Below are 16,271 nucleotides of genomic sequence, written 5' to 3'. Positions count from 1 at the left end.
TCGGTCTTCCTTTCCCGACGCAGTCAGGAGCAGTAGCCCATGACCGAGCGCGTTTTCGTCTCCGAGACCTCCGGCCCCATCGTGCTGGGCCTGTCGCTGCCGGTCGGCAGCGTCCGAGTCCAGGTGCTCGACAGCCTGACCACCGCCCGCGTGGTCCTTCGCACCGACGACCCCACCGGCCCGGCGGCCGACGCCGTGAGCCGCGCCCGCGCCACACAGAACGGGCAGGCGTTCGGCATCGAGGTGCCGGAGATGCCCGGCAACGTGATGGTGCAGAGCCACCGCGGCAACCGCATCGTGCAGAACGTCAGCACGGTCTACGGCTCGGTGACCGGCGTGACCATCGTCAACGGCCGCGTTGTCTCCGGCGGCATGAACAGCATGCAGACCGTGAGCCCGATCGAAGCCACGGTATGCCTGCCCCCGCACTCCTCCCTCGCGGTCGTCTCGCAGTCCGCCGACGCCGAAGTGTTCGGCTACGTCGACCGGATCGAGTTCCGCTCCGTCTCCGGCGACCTGGACGCCGACGGGGTGCGCGAGCTGCGGGCCAACACCACCTCCGGCGACATCCACGCCGGCCGCGTCACCGAGCAGATCACCGCACAGTCCGTCTCCGGTGACATCGACATCGATCTGTACGACGGACAGGCCGCCACCCTGGGCACCACCTCCGGGGACATCGAGGTGCGGGCCACCAACGGCGCGTCCGGGCACGTCAGCGCCCACAGCGTCTCCGGTGACGTCCGCCTGGCCGGTGCCCGGCACCTGAGCGTGTCCGCCAACACCGTCTCCGGCCGCGTCCGCAACGGCTGAACCATCGCCCGGCCCTGCCACCTCTGACTAGGAGTCGCCCGATGCCTGCCGTCTTCGCCGCCGTGTTCATCGTCCTGTACGTCGCCCACAGCGTGGGGGATCACTGGGTGCAGACCTCACACCAGTCTGCGCACAAGGGCCGCCCGGGCTGGGTCGGCCGTCTCGCGGACGCCCGGCACGTCGCCACCCTCACGCTCACCAAGCTCGCCGTGCTCATCCCGGCCGCCGCGCTGTTGGGGTTGCCCCTGTCGGTACCCGGTGTCGTCGTCGGCCTCGCGGTCGACGCGGTCACGCACTGGTGGGCCGACCGACGCACCACGCTCGCGTGGCTGGCCCGCGTGACCGGCAAGGGCGAGTTCTACCGACTCGGTGCCCCGCGCGCCGGCCGCGACGACAACCCGCACATCGGCACCGGCGCCTACGCGCTTGACCAGTCCTTCCACCACCTGTGGCTTCTGGTCGCCGCGCTCATCATCGCCACCGTCTGACCCCCGTTCTTCGCGGGGCGGTCGCTCCCGGACAGGACAACCGACCGCCCCGCGCCCTTCCCGACGCTTCAAGGAGAGACCCCATCATGCGTATGCGCACTTACGTCGCCGGCCAAGAGGCGTATGGCGACCTGGAGTTCGCGGAACTAGCGCTCGGCATCGACGTCGAACTGTTCCGGGGCCCGCTGGAGTTCGAGACGGACGACGACCGCACGGCCCGCGAGGACGCGGCCCGCGACGTCCTCGCCGACCTGCGGGCGGAGGCGGCGGCCGGTGACGAGATCGCCGGTTGGGACGCCCTGTACGCCGACGCGCTGACCCGCACCGTGCCGTTCCTGCGCTCGGTTCGCGGCCACCGGTCGGGGACGGGGGAAGCGGCATGAGCGGGCTGATGTTCGCCGCCGCTGCCGGTCTGCCGCTGGCGGCCGGATGGTCGGTCCACGCGTTGCGGCTCGCGCGTCGGATCGAAGCCGCCCGCCGCGACCCGCTGACCGGTCTGTGGACGCGGGACGCGTTCGAGGCCCGCGCCGCACAGAGCCTGTCCAAGGGACAGCAGCGCGCCGTGCTCGTACTGGACCTGAACTGGTTCAAGGAGATCAACGACACCCACGGCCACGCGGCCGGGGATGCGGTGATCCGCGCGACCGGCATGCGGCTGGGAGTGTGGGCGGCCGGGCACCACGGCGTGGCCGGACGGCTGGGCGGGGATGAGTTCGCCGCCGTTGTCGACGTGTGCGGCGAGGCCGACACCGTCACCGGCAACGTGAGCGCCAAGGTGCTGGAACTGATTGGCAGCCTTGAGCGGCCGGTGCCGTTCGAGGGCCGGGACATCGACGTGTTCGTCTCGGTCGGGGCCGCCCGCTACTGGCGCGGCACCGCCGACCTGTCCGCGTTGCTGCGGCAGGCGGATGAGCACATGTACCGGGCCAAGCGCGAGGGCGGGGGAGCCAGCATCGCCCCGTACTTCGAGAGGACTCCCGCGCTGCCCACCGTTCACGGCCGCCGCTACGGCCGGCCGGGCACCACCGGCAAGGAGGTGGCGTGATGAACGCCCGCACATCGCTGACGAACACGCAGATCGGTGTCCTGACCGCCGCGTTCGTGCCCATGCTCGCCACCGGCGTGTTCGGCGGGATCGGCACGTACAGCAACATCGGGCACGCCTACGGCAAGGGCACCGCGCTGGGGGCGCTCGCCGCCGGTGAGGGTGCCACGGCCGTGCTCGCCCTGGTCCTGCTGGGACTGACCATGCTGGGCCAGTCCTCCCCGCGCATCGTCCGGGCGGGGCTGTGGGCGCTTCCGGCCGCCGCCGCCGTCATGGGCGCCATGGCCGCGCCGGATGCCGGCCGGACCGTGATCTACGCCCTGACCCCGATAGGCATGTCAGTGTCGGCTGAGGGCATGGCGTTCCTCGCCCGCCGGATCGTCGTGCACACCGACGGCCGCGACGCGGAGCATGAGCGGCGCACCGCCGACATCGTCCAAGCCCTCGCCTACCACCGCGCCCGCGCCGCGCAGCACCCGACCGCTTGGGTCAGGAAGTTCTCGGAGCGTAAGTCGTGGCGTCTGGCCCGCAAGGTCGGAGTCGGGGACGCGGGGCTCGGATCGAGGCTGTTGGACGTCCAGCGCGACCGGATCACGGCCGGTGCGGATGCCGCGCTCGGCTCGATGTTCGGCGGGACTGCCCCCGCTCTCGCCCCGCTTCCCGACGTGGATGCGAATGCGGAGGAATCTACCGATACCATGAGGAATCGGTCTATGGCTGACCTGCGGGAATCGACCCCGGCGCCGTCGGTCGTACTGACCCGACTTCCGGTCCCCGATCCGGTCGCGGTCGACCTGGGCAAGTCGACTCTCCCGCTCAAACCGGTCGCCCCCGCCCCGGCCCCGATTGCGCCGCCTGCGGCGCCGGTCGTGCGGTCGGTCCCGGCGGCATCGAGTCGACCCCGTCGGGCCACCGGTCGGGTACCTCAGGCGGCGCGGCCGGTCCGGCACAAGCGCACGGCGGATGAGTTGCTGGCTGAGGCCCGCACGGTCACGGCCACCTGGCCGGACAGCAGGATCACGGCGGAGGGCATCCGCCGCGAGGTGCACACCTCGCCGGCCAACGCCCGGATGCTGCGGGACACGCTCCTGTCCGAGCGTGTTGCCGTGGCCACCGGCCCGTGAAGCGGCTGACGCTGGCCGACTGCTTCGACCCGGACGGCGAGCGCTTCGGAATCCCCACCTACCCGTGGCGCTACGCGCCCGACGGCATGGCCACCCGCCGCCAACTCCGCATCCGTGGACTGCGGCCCGGCGGTCAGGAGATCGCGGCTCAGGTCCTGAGGCCGCGTCGCCGTCGGGAGGCGCTGACCGCGTACCTGTACCGCATCGATCTCGCCCGGCCGGTGCGTCCGATGACGCCGGGCCGGTGGCGTGCGCACGAAGCGATGATGCGCGCCCGCCGCCGCTGCCCCGAGTGCGGCGCGGATGCCGGATACGTCATCCCGCCCACCCTCGGAGCCTGCGTGACCTGCGCCTTTCCCGAGGAACAGCGCGCTGCCTGAATCACACAGGGCACGCACTTTGCGTGCCCTGCATGGCCCTGTCTGGGCTGACTCTCTTCTCACGGGCCCGGCCGCCCACCTCCTACAGCGTCGGCCGGGCCCGCTCTCCCTCACACCCGAAAGTGGAAGGAATCTCAGTGAAGCACCCCGACGACGACAACGAACTCTTCAACCGACTGGAAGCCGAAATGGCCTCCGACACCACCCCCAGCGAGGGGGCGGACGTGGTCGACCTCGACAAGGCCCGCGCCGCACGCGAGTCGACCACCCCCGACCCCGAGTCGGCCGACCCGACCGCCCGACGGTTGGTCGACGACCCGGCCGTGAAAGCGGCCGGTCCCGGCTACCTCGGTCGACTGGCCGCTGCCAAACGCCGCGACGTGGTCCCGCTGTGGCTGCGCTCGGTCGCCGAACTCAAGACCGCGACCGCGTGGGTGGCCCGCCACTACGCCCACACCGCCGGGTACCACGCCCTGCGCACCCCGGTGTATGCCGCCCGGCTGACCATGCAAGCCCCGTCCGGGCTGGCCCGGTTCGTGGGCGGCACCATGCGCTGGATGGCCGACCGCGAGGGCGAACCCGTCCGCCTCGCCGCCGTACGGCGCGAGGACGCTGCCGAGTACTTGAAGCTGTCCCGGCAGCGCGACGGCCGGGTCCGACTGCGCACCCTGGTCACGGTGTTGGGCATGTTCATCGGCCTGGGTCTGGCGCTGGCGATTTATGTCATGGCGCCCGACTGGTTGCAGGCCCTGTCGGTGGGCGCCCTGGTGCTGGCGCTGGGCGTGAACGGCCGTAAGGCCGACCAGCCGGTCATTCACCGGGCGGTTGAGGTGCCCAAGGCGTCCAAGCTCACCTCGGACATTGTGCTGCGGGCGCTGGGGGCGATCGGCATTCCCGCGATCAACCAGGCGCAGGCCAAGGGGCGGGACGGGTTCGAGTTCACCGCCCCGATCACCCGCGACGGCCCCGGCTGGCGCGCGGAAGGCAACCTGCCCTACGGCGTGACCGTCACCGACGTCATCGAAAAGCGCGAACGCCTCGCGTCCGGTCTGCGCCGGCCGCTGGGCTGCGTCTGGCCGGAAGCCGAGTCCGAGGAACACCCCGGACACCTCGTGCTGTGGGTGGGCGACCAGACTCTCAAGGCCGCTCCCAAGCCCGCATGGCCGCTGCTCAAGTCCGGAACGGTGGACCTGTTCAAGGCCATCCCGTACGGCACTGACCAGCGCGGACGCTGGGTTGACGTCACGCTCATGTTCATCGCCGGCGTCATCGGCGCAATCCCCCGCATGGGCAAAACCTTCCTCCTCCGCCTGCTCATGCTGATCGCGGCACTGGATCCGCGGGCAGAGCTGCACACCTACGACATGAAGGGCACCGGCGACCTCGACACGGTCGGCGAGGCGGTCTCCCACCGGCACGGCGTCGGCGAGGAAATCGAGACGATCCTGTACGTGCTGAACGACTTCCGCGCTCTGCGTGAGGAGTTGCGGCGCCGTACCAAGGTGATCCGCTCGCTGCCTAGGGACATCTGCCCCGAGTCCAAGGTGACCAGCGCTCTTGCGGACAAGCGGTCGCTGGGGTTGCACCCGATCGTGATCGGGGTGGATGAGTGCCAGGTGCTGTTCGAGCACGCCGAGCACGGCAAGGAGTTCGAGGAGATCGCCACCGACCTGGTCAAGCGCGGCCCCGCCACCGGGATCGTGCTGCTGCTGGCCACCCAGCGGCCCGACGCCAAGTCGCTGCCCACCGGCATCTCTGCGAATGCCAGCACCCGGTTCTGCCTGAAGGTCATGGGCCAGACCGAGAACGACATGGTCCTCGGTACGTCCTCCTACAAGCGCGGGGTGCGGGCGACCATGTTCGCCTGGGGTGACAAGGGCCTGCACTACTTCGTGGGTGAGGGCTCGGACGCCCGGATCGTCTCCAGCACGTTCCTGGACGCGCCGATGGCCGAACGCGTCGCCGCCCGCGCCCGCACCGTGCGCGAGAAGGCCGGACTCCTGTCCGGCTACGCCCTCGGGGAGGCCCCGGAGGCGGTCACCGGCCCGGCCTATGACCTGCTCGCCGACGTCGTCGCGGTGGTGCCGGAGGCGGAGGAGCGGGTGTGGAACGAGCGGATCGCCGCCCGCCTGGCCGAACTGCGCCCCGACGTCTACGGCGGGTGGAAGGGCGAGAACGTCACCTCCGCGCTCAAGCCGCACGGCATCAAGACCCGCGACGTGGCCGGCACGACCGAGGACGGCGCCCGCACCACCCGGCGCGGCATCGTCCGCGCCGACCTCCTCAAGGCGATTGCGGAGCGTAACGAAAAGCCGGGCGCCGCATAGCCCCGACACGGTGCTACCGGTAGCAGGGGCACCTGCTACCGGTAGCACCCCCGCTAGCACCTCAAACCGCACCCCATCTGCGATCTAGCGGATAGCACCCCACCTGCGGAAACCCGCGAAAACCCGCCCGGAGGGCCCCCGATGACCCCCATCCTCGCTGCTATCGCATGCCTGCTCATAGTCACGCTCGGTTACAGCTGTCTGTGTGCGGCCTCGCCGTTCGGCAACTGCCGCAAGTGCCACGGCATGGGCCACGCGCTGAAGACCGACCGCAAGGGACGGCCCAAGCGCGGCAAGGACTGCCGCCGCTGCAAGGCCACCGGCAAGCGCATCCGCGTCGGCCGCTGGCTCTACAACCGCTGGGCCCGCATCTACCGCGCCGGCACCGACACCCCCTGACCGCCCGCCCGGAAGGCACCCCGTGATCTTCGACATCTCCGCCGTGCTGCTGTTCGGCGCCGCGTCCGCCCTTGCCGTCAAGACCAAGTCCGCCGGCGGCGGCGCCGCGATCGTGCTGTTTCTGTTCGGGTTCTTCACCGCCGGGACCGGCGCATACGACCCCATCGTCAGCGTCGTCAAGGCGACCGCCGACGCCCTGTCCGCCCTCGGCAACTGAAAGAGGCTCCCGTGCACGAGTCCAGCCCCGTCCCGGACCGGACCGGCGTCCCGCTCACGGACGACCAGGCCGCCACCGAGGCCGCGCGCATCATCGCCGACGCCTACCGTCCCGCCCCCGTCATCCCCACCTCCTACCGGGACACGAACCCGCTGCCCGCGCACGGCGACATGCCGCCGGTCGCACAGCCGGGGGTGCCGCCGATGTCCCAGCGGGCCGTGGACGCCTCCCGCCTCATGCTCACCGCCGGACTGGCCACCGTCCCGCCCGGCCTGATCGCGATCGGGGTACTGGTCGCCTCCCGGGAGGCCGACCCGACGGTCATCGGGATGATCTGCGCCGCGCCTGCCGCCGTCGCCGTTCCCGTGCTCGCCCTCGCCCGCCTGTTCCGGCGGATCGGCGAGGCCGCCCCGGACGAGCACCACCACCACTACACCGGGCCGGTCCATCAGGAGCACACCACCACCCACACGCGCGGCATCTTCGCGCGCACCCGCAACGACCACCGCCGCTGACCGAGGGAGAGCAACCCCCGTGATCCGACTGCGCATTCAGGTCGCCCACTGGCCTCGCCGGGTCCTGGTCCTGACCGACACCCCGCGCCCGAACTGCCGTGACTGCGGCGGCGAGGGCGGGTTCGAGTACGACTACGGCGACCACACCGGCGAGTACGCCGGCTCCGAGTGGGAGCCCTGCGGGTGCTGGAACGAGAACCAGCGCTGGTTCCTGCTTCCCCTGCCGCACCGGCCCCGGTGGCTGCGCCGCCGCAAGGCCGCTCCTGACCCGTGGGGGCCCGGCGGCTACAGCAACGAACCGCCCTTCTAGCTCTGCCCGAGGGCGGCGGCTCCCGGACAAGGACAACACGCCGCCCTCGGTCTCCCATCCCGACGAAACAGAATCAGGAGACCTACAGCATGACCCAACCGCGCGCATTCGGCGAGGGCCGCATGGCCCTTGTCACCCGGTCGGGGCGAGAGTCCCGGCCGCGTCTGCTGGATCTCTTCTCGTGCGCCGGCGGTGCCGCCGTCGGCTACCACCGGGCCGGGTTCGCGGTGGACGGCTGCGACATCGCCGACCGCCCCAACTACCCCTTCCCGTACCACCGGGGCGACGCGCTCACCTACCTCGCGCTCCTGATCGCTTCCGGCGAGATCCGCCGGTACGCGTTCATCCACGCCTCCCCGCCGTGCCAGCACGGATGCGCGCTGACCGTGGGCACCAACGCCTCGCAAGGCTGGGGCCGGACCCACGTCGACCTCGTGGCGCCAACCCGCGACCTCTTGGACGCGACCGGACTGCCGTACGTGATGGAACAGCCCAACGGCCGCGCGAAGATCCGTAAGGACTTGACGCTGTGCGGCGAGATGTTCGGTCTCGGGGTGATCCGGCACCGCAACTTCGAGTTGGGCGGCTGGACCACCGATCGGCCGGCGCACGTCCCGCACCGGGGCCGGGTACGTGGCTACCGACACGGCCGCTTCTACGACGGCCCCTATGTCGCCGCGTACGGCAACGGCGGCGGCAAGCCCACCGTCCCCGAACTCCAGACAGCCATGGGCATCACGTGGACCGACGTCCGCGAGGAACTGACCGAGGCCATCCCGCCCGCCTACACCGAGTTCATCGGCCGCGCCGCCCTCGCTCACCTGGGAGCGCCCGCGCTGGGGGTGGCTGCGTGAACACCACACCCAACTCCCTGAATGCCGCGCTCACCCTCGCGACAGCTGGCGTCCCGGTCCTGCCCCTGCGGGCAGGCAAGGTCCCGTTCGGCAACTGCCGCACCTGCAAGGACAATGCGTGCGGCGGACGGCCCCACATGAAGGCGGCCGGTCCCTGCCGGTGCCCGGCGCCGTGTCACGCGTGGGCCGCCGCGACCACCGACCCGCACGTCCTCACCTCGCCCGCGTGGGCGCCGGCGTGGCGCGAGGCGGTGGCGATCGCCTACCACCCCGGCGGGGCCGGGCTGACGGTCGTCGACCTGGACAACGCGGGGGCCGTCGACTGGGCCCACGCGACCCTGCCCGCCACGCGGATCGTGCCGACCACGCGCGGCGAACACTGGCTCTACCTGGGCGCCATGCCGTCGGCGAACGCGGTCCGGCCGGGTGTCGACGTCAAGTCCCTTGCTCAGTACGCCCGTTGGCTCGGTCCCGGAACCGGCCGCATGGCCGTTCTCCCGGCGGCCGTGCGCGCCCTGGTGGTGAAGGAAGACACCACCCCCGCCCCGCGCGGGGTGGCCTCTTCTCTCCCCACCCGCGCCCCGTGGAACCGGTCGGTGGCCACCGGGTGCCGCCACACCGAGCGCTACGTCCGCACCGGACTGGAACGCGGCCTCGCCCTCGTACGCGCCCGCACCGAATCCGGCGCCGGATCACAGGCGTTCGGCGTCGCCCGGTTCCTCGCCGCCCAACACACCGACTGCCCCGGGCCGTGCGGCCTCGCCGCGATCGGCGAGGAGATCGTCACCGCCGCCGTCTCCGTCGGCGTCCCCGAGGGGTACGCGCGCCGCGCGGTCGCCAACGGCCTTGAGACGGCTGTGGAGCGGGCGGCATGAACAAACCATCCCGAAACCCCGCGAACGACCCTCAGGGCGCCGCACAGGGTCTGCCACGGCCAACCGTGGGCGAACCGAAGGGCGCCGCCCGCAAGGGCGTCCTTTCTGCCGTTGGCTCTGACCCGCACACGGTCACCGCCACCGGCATCACCCCGGGACTCCAGATCCAGTTGGAGGGCATTCCCGTCGCGGACTGGCTCTGTGCCTGCGGGGAGCACGAACGCGCCCGGGGCCGTGCCGCCGTCATCAGGCTGACCGCCCGCGTCATCGTCGGCATCTGCCCCCACACCACCACCGCCGAAGGGAGGGCCGCCTCATGACTCCACAGCCTGTGGACAGCCCCGACCTGTGGGCCGGACTGCCCACCCTGCAAGACCCGCCCGGTGAGGACGACACGGCACCGGATGTGTGGGAGGACCCCATTCCCCTCACCGGCCGCCGCGAGCGTCCCCCGTTCCCCGCCCACGTCCTCCCCGCCTGGCTGGGGGAGTTCGTGACGGCCGTGGCGCAGGAGACGCAGACCCCGGTGGACCTCGCCGGATCGATCGCCCTGGCCGTGCTCGCCACGGCGGCCGGCGGCCGGTCCGTGGTCCACGTGCGCGGCAACTGGCGGGAACCGACGAACCTCTACACCGTGGTGGCGCTTCCGCCCGCGAACCGCAAGTCCGCCGTGTTCGCGCTGCTGACCAACCCGCTCTATGAGGCGGAGAAGCAGCTCAAGACCGCAATGAAGCCCGTGATCGTGGAAGCGGAACTGACCGCGAGGTTGGCCAAGGAAGCGGCCGACAAGGCCGCCGCCAAGGCCGCGTCCGCCGACGGTGACAAGCGCGACGACATGGTGCGAACCGCCGTGGGCCTCGCGCAGACCGCCGACACGCTCACCGTGCCGGCCGAACCGGTCCTGTTGGCGGACGACTCGACACCCGAGACGGTCACCTCACTCATGTCCGAACAGGGCGGCCGGCTGTCGGTGATGAGCGCTGAGGGCGGCATCTTCGACATCATCGCCGGACGGTACTCCGGGGCCCCGAACATGGAGGTCTTCCTCAAGGGACATGCCGGGGACCGGCTGAGGGTCAACCGGCAGACCCGCCGCGAGTACATCGACGCCCCCGCCCTGACCATCGGCCTGGCCGTGCAGCCGGACGTACTGAGGGACATCGGCAAGGTGAAGGGGTTCGAGGGACGCGGACTGCTGGCCCGCTTCCTGTACTCCCTGCCGGTGTCCACGGTCGGTGACCGCGAGATCATCACCGACCCCGTCCCGGAAGAGACGGCCGCCGCCTACACCGCCAAGGTCATCGACTTGACGCTGTCGTTGGCGGAGTGGACCGACCCGGCTGTCATCCAACTCTCTCCCCAGGCGGACGCGGCCCTGATCGCTTATCAGAAGCGCATCGAACCAAAGCTCAAGGCACGCGGCGGCACGCTGGGCCACATCTCCAACTGGGCCGGAAAACTTGCCGGGGCGACCGCCCGCATGGCCGCGCTGCTGCACCTCGCCGGCCAGGGCGGAGGCGGTTACGCCCACCCCGTCACCGCCGACACCATGCACGCGGCGATCGAACTGGGGGAGTACTACACCGCCCATGCCCTCGCCGCGTTCGACGTCATGGGAGCCGACAACGCCACCGCTCGCGCTCACAGCGTCCTCGAGACACTGCGCACGCACCGGTGGGCCGAGTTCAGCAAGCGCGACCTGATGGTCAAGCTCTCTCGCTCGGAGTGCCCCACCGCCGCGGACCTGGATCCGACGCTGAACCTGCTGGAAGACCACGGATACGTGCGAGCCCAACCCGTCGTCCGTACCGGCGGACGCGGACGACCGCCCTCGCCCCGCTACTGGGTCCACCCCCGGCTGACCGACCCCACCACCTGAAACCGCCCACAGAAACCACAGAATCACAGAAATACCCGCCGCAAGCCGCCTGACCTGCACAGACAGACCGATCGGGGGGCTCGCGGCACTCCGCCACAGAATCTCGCAGAGAAGCCACAGAAATAAGCCCGACCCGCCCCGCCCGACCGGCCCCCTTATTTCTGTGGAACCTTCGTCGATTTCTGTGGCAGCGGCCACCGCCCCGCATCAGTGCAGGTCAGCCCCGTGGTCCCGGGTTTCTGTGTATTTCGTGGTTTCTGTGGCGGCACCTACCCACGCACTCATCCCCACCGGAGTGAGCCTTGGACGAACACGACACCCTCGCCACCCCCACCGACGACGACCCGACCCTCGTACTCCTCAAGGTCGAAGAGGCTGCCCGCCGACTCCGCATCGGCCGAACCACGTGCTACGCGCTGATCCGCTCCGGAGAGCTGGAGTCCGTACCCGTCGGGCGCCTCCGCCGCGTCCCCGCTGACGCCCCGGCCGCGTACGTCGCCCGTCTCCGGGCAACCCAACGCGCCTCCTGACGAAATCCGGGGCGGCGGTGCTCCCGGACAGGACAACCCGCCGCCCCGGCCCCCATCCCGACACCAGAAACAGGAGCCTGCCTGTGGCAGAGAAGAAGGGCACCCGCCGTGCCAACGGCGAATCCGCGATCTACTTCGGGGCGGACGGTCGTTGGCACGCCCGCGTGCCGATGGGCTACAAGGACAACGGGGAGCCCTACCGCCGTCACATCACCCGAAAGACGCGCGATGACCTGGTTGCAGAGGTCAAGAAGCTGGAGAAGCAGCGCGACACGGGTTCGGCTCAACAGCCGGGCAAGGCGTGGACGGTTGAGAAGTGGCTTCAGCACTGGGTTGAGAACATCGCCAAGCCGACCGTCAGCGAGAACACCTACGACGGCTACGAGGTCGCCGTCCGCGTCCACCTCGTGCCCGGTATCGGCAAGCACCGGCTTGACCGCTTGCAGCCCGAGCACCTGGAGAGCCTGTACCGCCGCATGCAGGCGAACGGGGAACGCAAGGCGGGTACGGCTCACCAGGCCCACCGCACCGCCCGCACCGCGCTGGGGGAGGCGGTCCGGCGTGGCTACGCGGCGAAGAATGCCGCTGCACTGGCCAAGCCGCCACGTATGGAAGAGGACGAATCCGAGGTTGAGCCCTACTCCGTTGAAGAGGTCCAGTGCCTGTTGCTCGAAGCCAACAAGCGCCGGAACAGCGCCCGCTGGATGCTCGCGCTTGCGCTCGGACTGCGACAGGGCGAAACACTCGGACTGCGATGGTCTGACGTTGACCTGGACAACGAGTACCTGAAACTGCGCCGGAACCGTTTGCGCCCCCGATATGAGCACGGGTGCCCGGAAGCCTCGCCGTGCGGCCGGAAGGCTGGGTACTGCCCGTCCAAGGTGCAGGCACGGCGTGAGACCAAGAACACCAAGTCGCGCGCCGGCCGCCGTGCCGTGCCCCTGCCAGGCCCGCTGGTCGCCATGCTCCGTGCGCACCGCGAGACGCAAGCGCGCGAGCGCAAGGCGGCCGGCGACCTGTGGACCGAGTCGGATTACGTGTTCACCAAGCCGCTCGGTGGCCCGCTGAGCCCGAACACGGACTATCACGACTGGAAGCGCCTGCTGGAAGACGCGGGGGTCCGGACCGGCCGGCTGCACGATGCCCGGCACACGGCCGCCACCGTGCTCATGCTGCTCGGTGTCCCGGCCCGGGTCATCGATCAGATCATGGGGTGGGAGCCGGGTACGTCCGCGAGCATGCGGGCGAGGTACCTGCATGTGCCGGACGCCATGCTCAAGGACGTCGCCCGGAAGATCGCCGAAGCCATCTGGGGAGCCCCCGGAACACCCGCTGTGGACAAAAACCAGGACAACGAGGGCTGAGGACAACGACGAAGGGCCCCACCTTGCGGTGGGGCCCTTCGACATCGTGCCCGGTGAGGCACTGGCGGAGGATACGAGATTCGAACTCGTGAGGGGTTGCCCCCAACACGCTTTCCAAGCGTGCGCCCTAGGCCTCTAGGCGAATCCTCCGCGGCAAACAATACAAGACGTTGAGGAGTGCTCGCGAACTCGTTCCCACCCCCCGCCATCGGGTACTGTTTGGGCAGCCCCTCACGCGGCGCTATCTGACTGAACTCCCCCAGGGCCGGAAGGCAGCAAGGGTAGGTTGGCTCTGGCGGGTGCGTGGGGGGCGTCTGCGTTTCCTGGGCCGGGCCCGGGTGCGGGCCGAGCGGGGTGGGTCCCGGCGGAGGGCTCGCGAGGGTCTCGTTGTCAGTGGGCGCCTATAACCTCGTATGCGTGTCGTCTCTCGCGCTGTACCGCCGTTATCGCCCGGAGTCGTTCGCCGAGGTCATCGGGCAGGAGCATGTCACCGACCCGTTGCAGCAGGCGCTGCGGAACAACCGGGTCAATCACGCGTACCTGTTCAGCGGTCCGCGCGGGTGTGGCAAGACGACCAGTGCGCGCATCCTGGCCCGCTGCCTGAACTGCGAGCAGGGCCCCACGCCGACCCCGTGCGGCGAGTGCCAGTCCTGTCAGGACCTGGCCAGGAACGGCCCGGGTTCCATCGACGTCATCGAGATCGACGCCGCGTCCCACGGTGGCGTGGACGACGCCCGTGAGCTGCGCGAGAAGGCCTTCTTCGGGCCCGCCAGCAGCCGCTACAAGATCTACATCATCGACGAGGCCCACATGGTCACGTCGGCCGGTTTCAACGCGCTGCTCAAGGTCGTCGAGGAGCCCCCGGAGCACCTCAAGTTCATCTTCGCCACCACCGAGCCCGAGAAGGTCATCGGCACGATCCGTTCGCGGACCCATCACTACCCCTTCCGGCTCGTGCCGCCCGGCACCCTGCGCGAGTACCTCGGTGAGGTGTGCGGCAAGGAGAACATCCCCGTCGAGGACGGTGTCCTGCCGCTCGTCGTGCGCGCCGGTCAGGGGTCCGTGCGTGACTCCATGTCCGTCATGGACCAGCTCCTCGCCGGTGCGCGTGAGGAGGGTGTGACGTATGCCATGGCCACCTCCCTCCTCGGCTACACCGACGGCTCCCTCCTCGACTCCGTCGTCGAAGCCTTCGCCACCGGGGACGGCGCCGCCGCCTTCGAGGTCGTCGACCGTGTCATCGAGGGAGGCAACGACCCGCGCCGGTTCGTCGCCGACCTGCTGGAGCGGCTGCGGGACCTCGTCATCCTCGCCGCCGTTCCCGACGCCGCCGAAAAGGGGCTCATCGACGCCCCCGCCGACGTCATCGAGCGGATGCAGGCCCAGGCCGGCATCTTCGGCGCCGCCGAGCTCAGCCGCGCCGCCGACCTCGTCAACGAGGGTCTGACCGAGATGCGCGGCGCCACCTCGCCCCGCCTCCAGCTCGAGCTCATCTGCGCGCGCGTGCTGCTCCCCGCCGCCTACGGCGACGAGCGCTCCGTGATGGCCCGCCTCGACCGCATCGAGCGCGGCGTGAACTTCTCCACCGGCGCCGGCACCCCCGCGATGGGCATGGGCATGGGCCCGGGAGCGGGAGTGGGAATGGCAGCGGGGTACGTGCCGGGACCCGAAGCACATGGGGGAGCGGCTCCCGGTGCCCACAGTGCCCACGGTCCCGCCGGTGCTCCGACGGCTCCTGTCCCGCCCGGCGGAGGCCCGGCCGCGGCCCGCGCCGCGGTGCGGGCCGCGGGGGCGACGGGGGCGGCTTCGGGAGCCCCCGGCGGCCTCCCCGCCGGAGCGGGCACCACTGGCGGACACCCCGGCGCTACGGTCGACTCGGCGCCGCCCGCAGCCACCGGCTCGCCCACCGTTCAGCCCACGGCCACCGGCACGCCCTCGGGGGCGCCCACCGCCCCGGCGCAGAGCTCTCCCGCGGATCAAGGCCTCGCCCCCCAAGCCCCGCAGCCCAACCAGCCCAGCCCGCCCACCCAGGGCGACCCCCACCAGCAGCCGCCCACATCCACCTCCGCCCCAGCCCTCGGCGCCTGGCCCACCGCCGCCCCCGCCGGTGGTGGCCGACGTCCCGGAGGCTGGCCCACCGCCGCTCAGGCCGGCACCGGTCAGGCCCAGGCGCCCGCTGTGCAGCGCCCCGCGGCCACCCCGGCGGCACCGGCTCAGCCCGCCCCCGCGGCTCCCGCCTCCACCGCCTACGCGCCTCCAGCCGGAGGACTCGACCCCCGCCAGCTCTGGCCCAACATCCTCGAAGCGGTCAAGAACCGCCGCCGTTTCACCTGGATCCTGCTCAGCCAGAACGCCCAGGTCACCGGTTTCGACGGCACCACCCTCCAGCTCGGTTTCGTCAACGCCGGCGCCCGTGACAACTTCGCGAGCAGCGGCAGCGAAGAGGTGCTGCGCCAGGCCCTCACCGAGCAGTTCGGCGTCCAGTGGAAGGTCGAGGCGCTGGTCGACCCGTCGGGCGGCGGAGCCGCCGGCCCGGCATCCGGCGGCTTCAGCAGCCCCGGCAGCTACGGCAGCCCCAGCAGCTACGGCGGAGGCGCAAACCCCGGCCCCACAGGAACCCCCAGCGCCCCCGGCGGATACAACTCCGGCACCGCCCAGGGCCCCAGCAGCCCGGGAGGCTACGCCGCCCCCGCCCCCCAGACCTCGCCGTCACCCACGTCCACGGCCCGGCCCACCCCACCCCCCACTCCGACCCCGGCCCCCGCGCCCCGCCCCTCCGCCCCGGAACCCCCACCTGTCTCCATCGAGGACGACATCCCGGAGGACGACGACCCCGACCTCAACGAGTCGGCCCTGTCCGGCTACGACCTGATCGTGCGCGAACTCGGAGCGACGGTCGTCGAGGAATTCACCAACGAGTAGAGGCAACAGCCGCGCCCGATCGACGCAGGGCGCGGAGTCGGCAGCCCCGGTAGACCTCGTCAGGCCTCAGCCTCGGCAAACCCCGCACCAGGTCTCGTCGGACCTCGGCAAACCCCACACCAGGCCTCGTCAGCCCTCAGCAACCCCGCGCCAGGCCCGGCCGAACTCAGAGACACCCCAAGCCAGTTCACCCCCACCCCCGGCACAACACAGCCCCGGACAGCACCCC

At 71.1% G+C, this 16,271-nt stretch carries 18 protein-coding genes, 1 tRNA gene and 1 other RNA gene; 19 read left to right on the top strand and 1 reads right to left on the bottom strand.

The annotated features are described in order from the left end of the window. The first annotated feature begins 39 nt into the window (after positions 1–39). The 17 genes from H295_RS0103645 to H295_RS0103565 all read left to right on the top strand — a co-directional run bounded on the left by H295_RS0103645 (position 40) and on the right by H295_RS0103565 (position 13,120). Positions 40–813: a DUF4097 family beta strand repeat-containing protein gene (locus H295_RS0103645; protein ID WP_020133982.1), complete on the top strand. Its 774-nt coding sequence runs from the start codon at positions 40–42 to the stop codon at positions 811–813. Positions 814–854: 41 nt separating this feature from the next. Then, positions 855–1,301, top strand: a complete 447-nt coding sequence (locus H295_RS0103640; protein ID WP_020133981.1) for a DUF3307 domain-containing protein — start codon at positions 855–857, stop codon at positions 1,299–1,301. 92 nt (positions 1,302–1,393) lie between these two features. Beyond that, entirely contained in the window at positions 1,394–1,684 is a 291-nt protein-coding gene (locus H295_RS0103635; RefSeq protein WP_020133980.1) for a hypothetical protein, read from the top strand. Further along, complete coding sequence (locus tag H295_RS0103630) at positions 1,681–2,346, top strand: GGDEF domain-containing protein (protein WP_028809009.1); 666 nt, start codon at positions 1,681–1,683, stop codon at positions 2,344–2,346. Before H295_RS0103635 ends, H295_RS0103630 begins: the two co-directional genes overlap by 4 nt. Continuing rightward, positions 2,346–3,470 carry a hypothetical protein gene (locus H295_RS0103625; protein WP_020133978.1) on the top strand — a complete coding sequence of 375 codons (1,125 nt, stop codon included), beginning with the start codon at positions 2,346–2,348 and terminating at the stop codon, positions 3,468–3,470. Before H295_RS0103630 ends, H295_RS0103625 begins: the two co-directional genes overlap by 1 nt. Further along, positions 3,467–3,850, top strand: coding sequence for an RRQRL motif-containing zinc-binding protein (locus tag H295_RS0103620; protein ID WP_020133977.1), 384 nt, complete (start codon positions 3,467–3,469; stop codon positions 3,848–3,850). The genes H295_RS0103625 and H295_RS0103620 overlap by 4 nt, the downstream gene beginning before the upstream one ends. Positions 3,851–3,987: 137 nt before the next feature. Further along, the gene (locus tag H295_RS0103615) at positions 3,988–6,177 is read left to right on the top strand and encodes a cell division protein FtsK (RefSeq protein ID WP_020133976.1); all 2,190 of its coding nucleotides are present in this window, start codon (positions 3,988–3,990) and stop codon (positions 6,175–6,177) included. 141 nt (positions 6,178–6,318) lie between these two features. Beyond that, complete coding sequence (locus H295_RS0103610; RefSeq protein ID WP_020133975.1) at positions 6,319–6,576, top strand: hypothetical protein; 258 nt, start codon at positions 6,319–6,321, stop codon at positions 6,574–6,576. A 22-nt stretch (positions 6,577–6,598) separates the two neighbouring features. Then, positions 6,599–6,793 (top strand): hypothetical protein, encoded by a 195-nt coding sequence (locus H295_RS0103605; RefSeq protein WP_020133974.1) that lies wholly within the window; start codon positions 6,599–6,601, stop codon positions 6,791–6,793. A gap of 11 nt (positions 6,794–6,804) precedes the next feature. Continuing rightward, entirely contained in the window at positions 6,805–7,308 is a 504-nt protein-coding gene (locus tag H295_RS0103600; protein WP_020133973.1) for a hypothetical protein, read from the top strand. Between the two features lie 19 nt (positions 7,309–7,327). Next, entirely contained in the window at positions 7,328–7,618 is a 291-nt protein-coding gene (locus H295_RS0103595) for a hypothetical protein (protein WP_020133972.1), read from the top strand. 89 nt (positions 7,619–7,707) lie between these two features. Continuing rightward, the gene (locus tag H295_RS0103590) at positions 7,708–8,472 is read left to right on the top strand and encodes a hypothetical protein (RefSeq protein ID WP_020133971.1); all 765 of its coding nucleotides are present in this window, start codon (positions 7,708–7,710) and stop codon (positions 8,470–8,472) included. Further along, on the top strand, positions 8,469–9,347 hold the full coding sequence (locus tag H295_RS0103585; protein WP_020133970.1) for a DNA primase: 879 nt from the start codon (positions 8,469–8,471) through the stop codon (positions 9,345–9,347). The genes H295_RS0103590 and H295_RS0103585 overlap by 4 nt, the downstream gene beginning before the upstream one ends. Before the next feature lie 65 nt (positions 9,348–9,412). Then, positions 9,413–9,667 carry a hypothetical protein gene (locus H295_RS0103580; RefSeq protein WP_020133969.1) on the top strand — a complete coding sequence of 85 codons (255 nt, stop codon included), beginning with the start codon at positions 9,413–9,415 and terminating at the stop codon, positions 9,665–9,667. Further along, positions 9,664–11,226: a YfjI family protein gene (locus H295_RS0103575; protein ID WP_234021563.1), complete on the top strand. Its 1,563-nt coding sequence runs from the start codon at positions 9,664–9,666 to the stop codon at positions 11,224–11,226. The genes H295_RS0103580 and H295_RS0103575 overlap by 4 nt, the downstream gene beginning before the upstream one ends. A 302-nt stretch (positions 11,227–11,528) precedes the next feature. Continuing rightward, the gene (locus H295_RS0103570; protein ID WP_020133967.1) at positions 11,529–11,756 is read left to right on the top strand and encodes a helix-turn-helix domain-containing protein; all 228 of its coding nucleotides are present in this window, start codon (positions 11,529–11,531) and stop codon (positions 11,754–11,756) included. A gap of 83 nt (positions 11,757–11,839) precedes the next feature. Then, positions 11,840–13,120, top strand: a complete 1,281-nt coding sequence (locus H295_RS0103565) for a site-specific integrase (protein WP_020133966.1) — start codon at positions 11,840–11,842, stop codon at positions 13,118–13,120. 62 nt (positions 13,121–13,182) lie between these two features. On the opposite strand, the gene H295_RS0103560 is transcribed toward H295_RS0103565, so the two are convergent. Continuing rightward, positions 13,183–13,270: transfer RNA gene (locus H295_RS0103560), tRNA-Ser, on the bottom strand. A 72-nt stretch (positions 13,271–13,342) separates the two neighbouring features. Here H295_RS0103560 and ffs point away from each other — a divergent pair. Continuing rightward, positions 13,343–13,439, top strand: an RNA gene (ffs, locus tag H295_RS44950) — signal recognition particle sRNA small type. Between the two features lie 98 nt (positions 13,440–13,537). After that, positions 13,538–16,042 (top strand): DNA polymerase III subunit gamma and tau, encoded by a 2,505-nt coding sequence (locus H295_RS0103555; RefSeq protein ID WP_020133965.1) that lies wholly within the window; start codon positions 13,538–13,540, stop codon positions 16,040–16,042. Positions 16,043–16,271: the final 229 nt, after the last annotated feature.

Source organism: Streptomyces sp. 351MFTsu5.1, from assembly GCF_000383655.1.
In the GTDB taxonomy this organism is placed as follows: Bacteria; Actinomycetota; Actinomycetes; order Streptomycetales; family Streptomycetaceae; genus Streptomyces; species Streptomyces griseorubiginosus.
This window is presented reverse-complemented; position numbering and strand designations above follow the sequence as displayed.

Bases quoted from the DNA above. Each gene is read 5' to 3' on its own strand.
- H295_RS0103645 (WP_020133982.1), top strand. From the start codon at position 40: ATGACCGAGCGCGTTTTCGTCTCCGAGACCTCCGGCCCCATCGTGCTG.
- H295_RS0103640 (WP_020133981.1), top strand. From the start codon at position 855: ATGCCTGCCGTCTTCGCCGCCGTGTTCATCGTCCTGTACGTCGCCCAC.
- H295_RS0103635 (WP_020133980.1), top strand. From the start codon at position 1,394: ATGCGCACTTACGTCGCCGGCCAAGAGGCGTATGGCGACCTGGAGTTC.
- H295_RS0103630 (WP_028809009.1), top strand. From the start codon at position 1,681: ATGAGCGGGCTGATGTTCGCCGCCGCTGCCGGTCTGCCGCTGGCGGCC.
- H295_RS0103625 (WP_020133978.1), top strand. From the start codon at position 2,346: ATGAACGCCCGCACATCGCTGACGAACACGCAGATCGGTGTCCTGACC.
- H295_RS0103610 (WP_020133975.1), top strand. From the start codon at position 6,319: ATGACCCCCATCCTCGCTGCTATCGCATGCCTGCTCATAGTCACGCTC.
- H295_RS0103590 (WP_020133971.1), top strand. From the start codon at position 7,708: ATGACCCAACCGCGCGCATTCGGCGAGGGCCGCATGGCCCTTGTCACC.
- H295_RS0103575 (WP_234021563.1), top strand. From the start codon at position 9,664: ATGACTCCACAGCCTGTGGACAGCCCCGACCTGTGGGCCGGACTGCCC.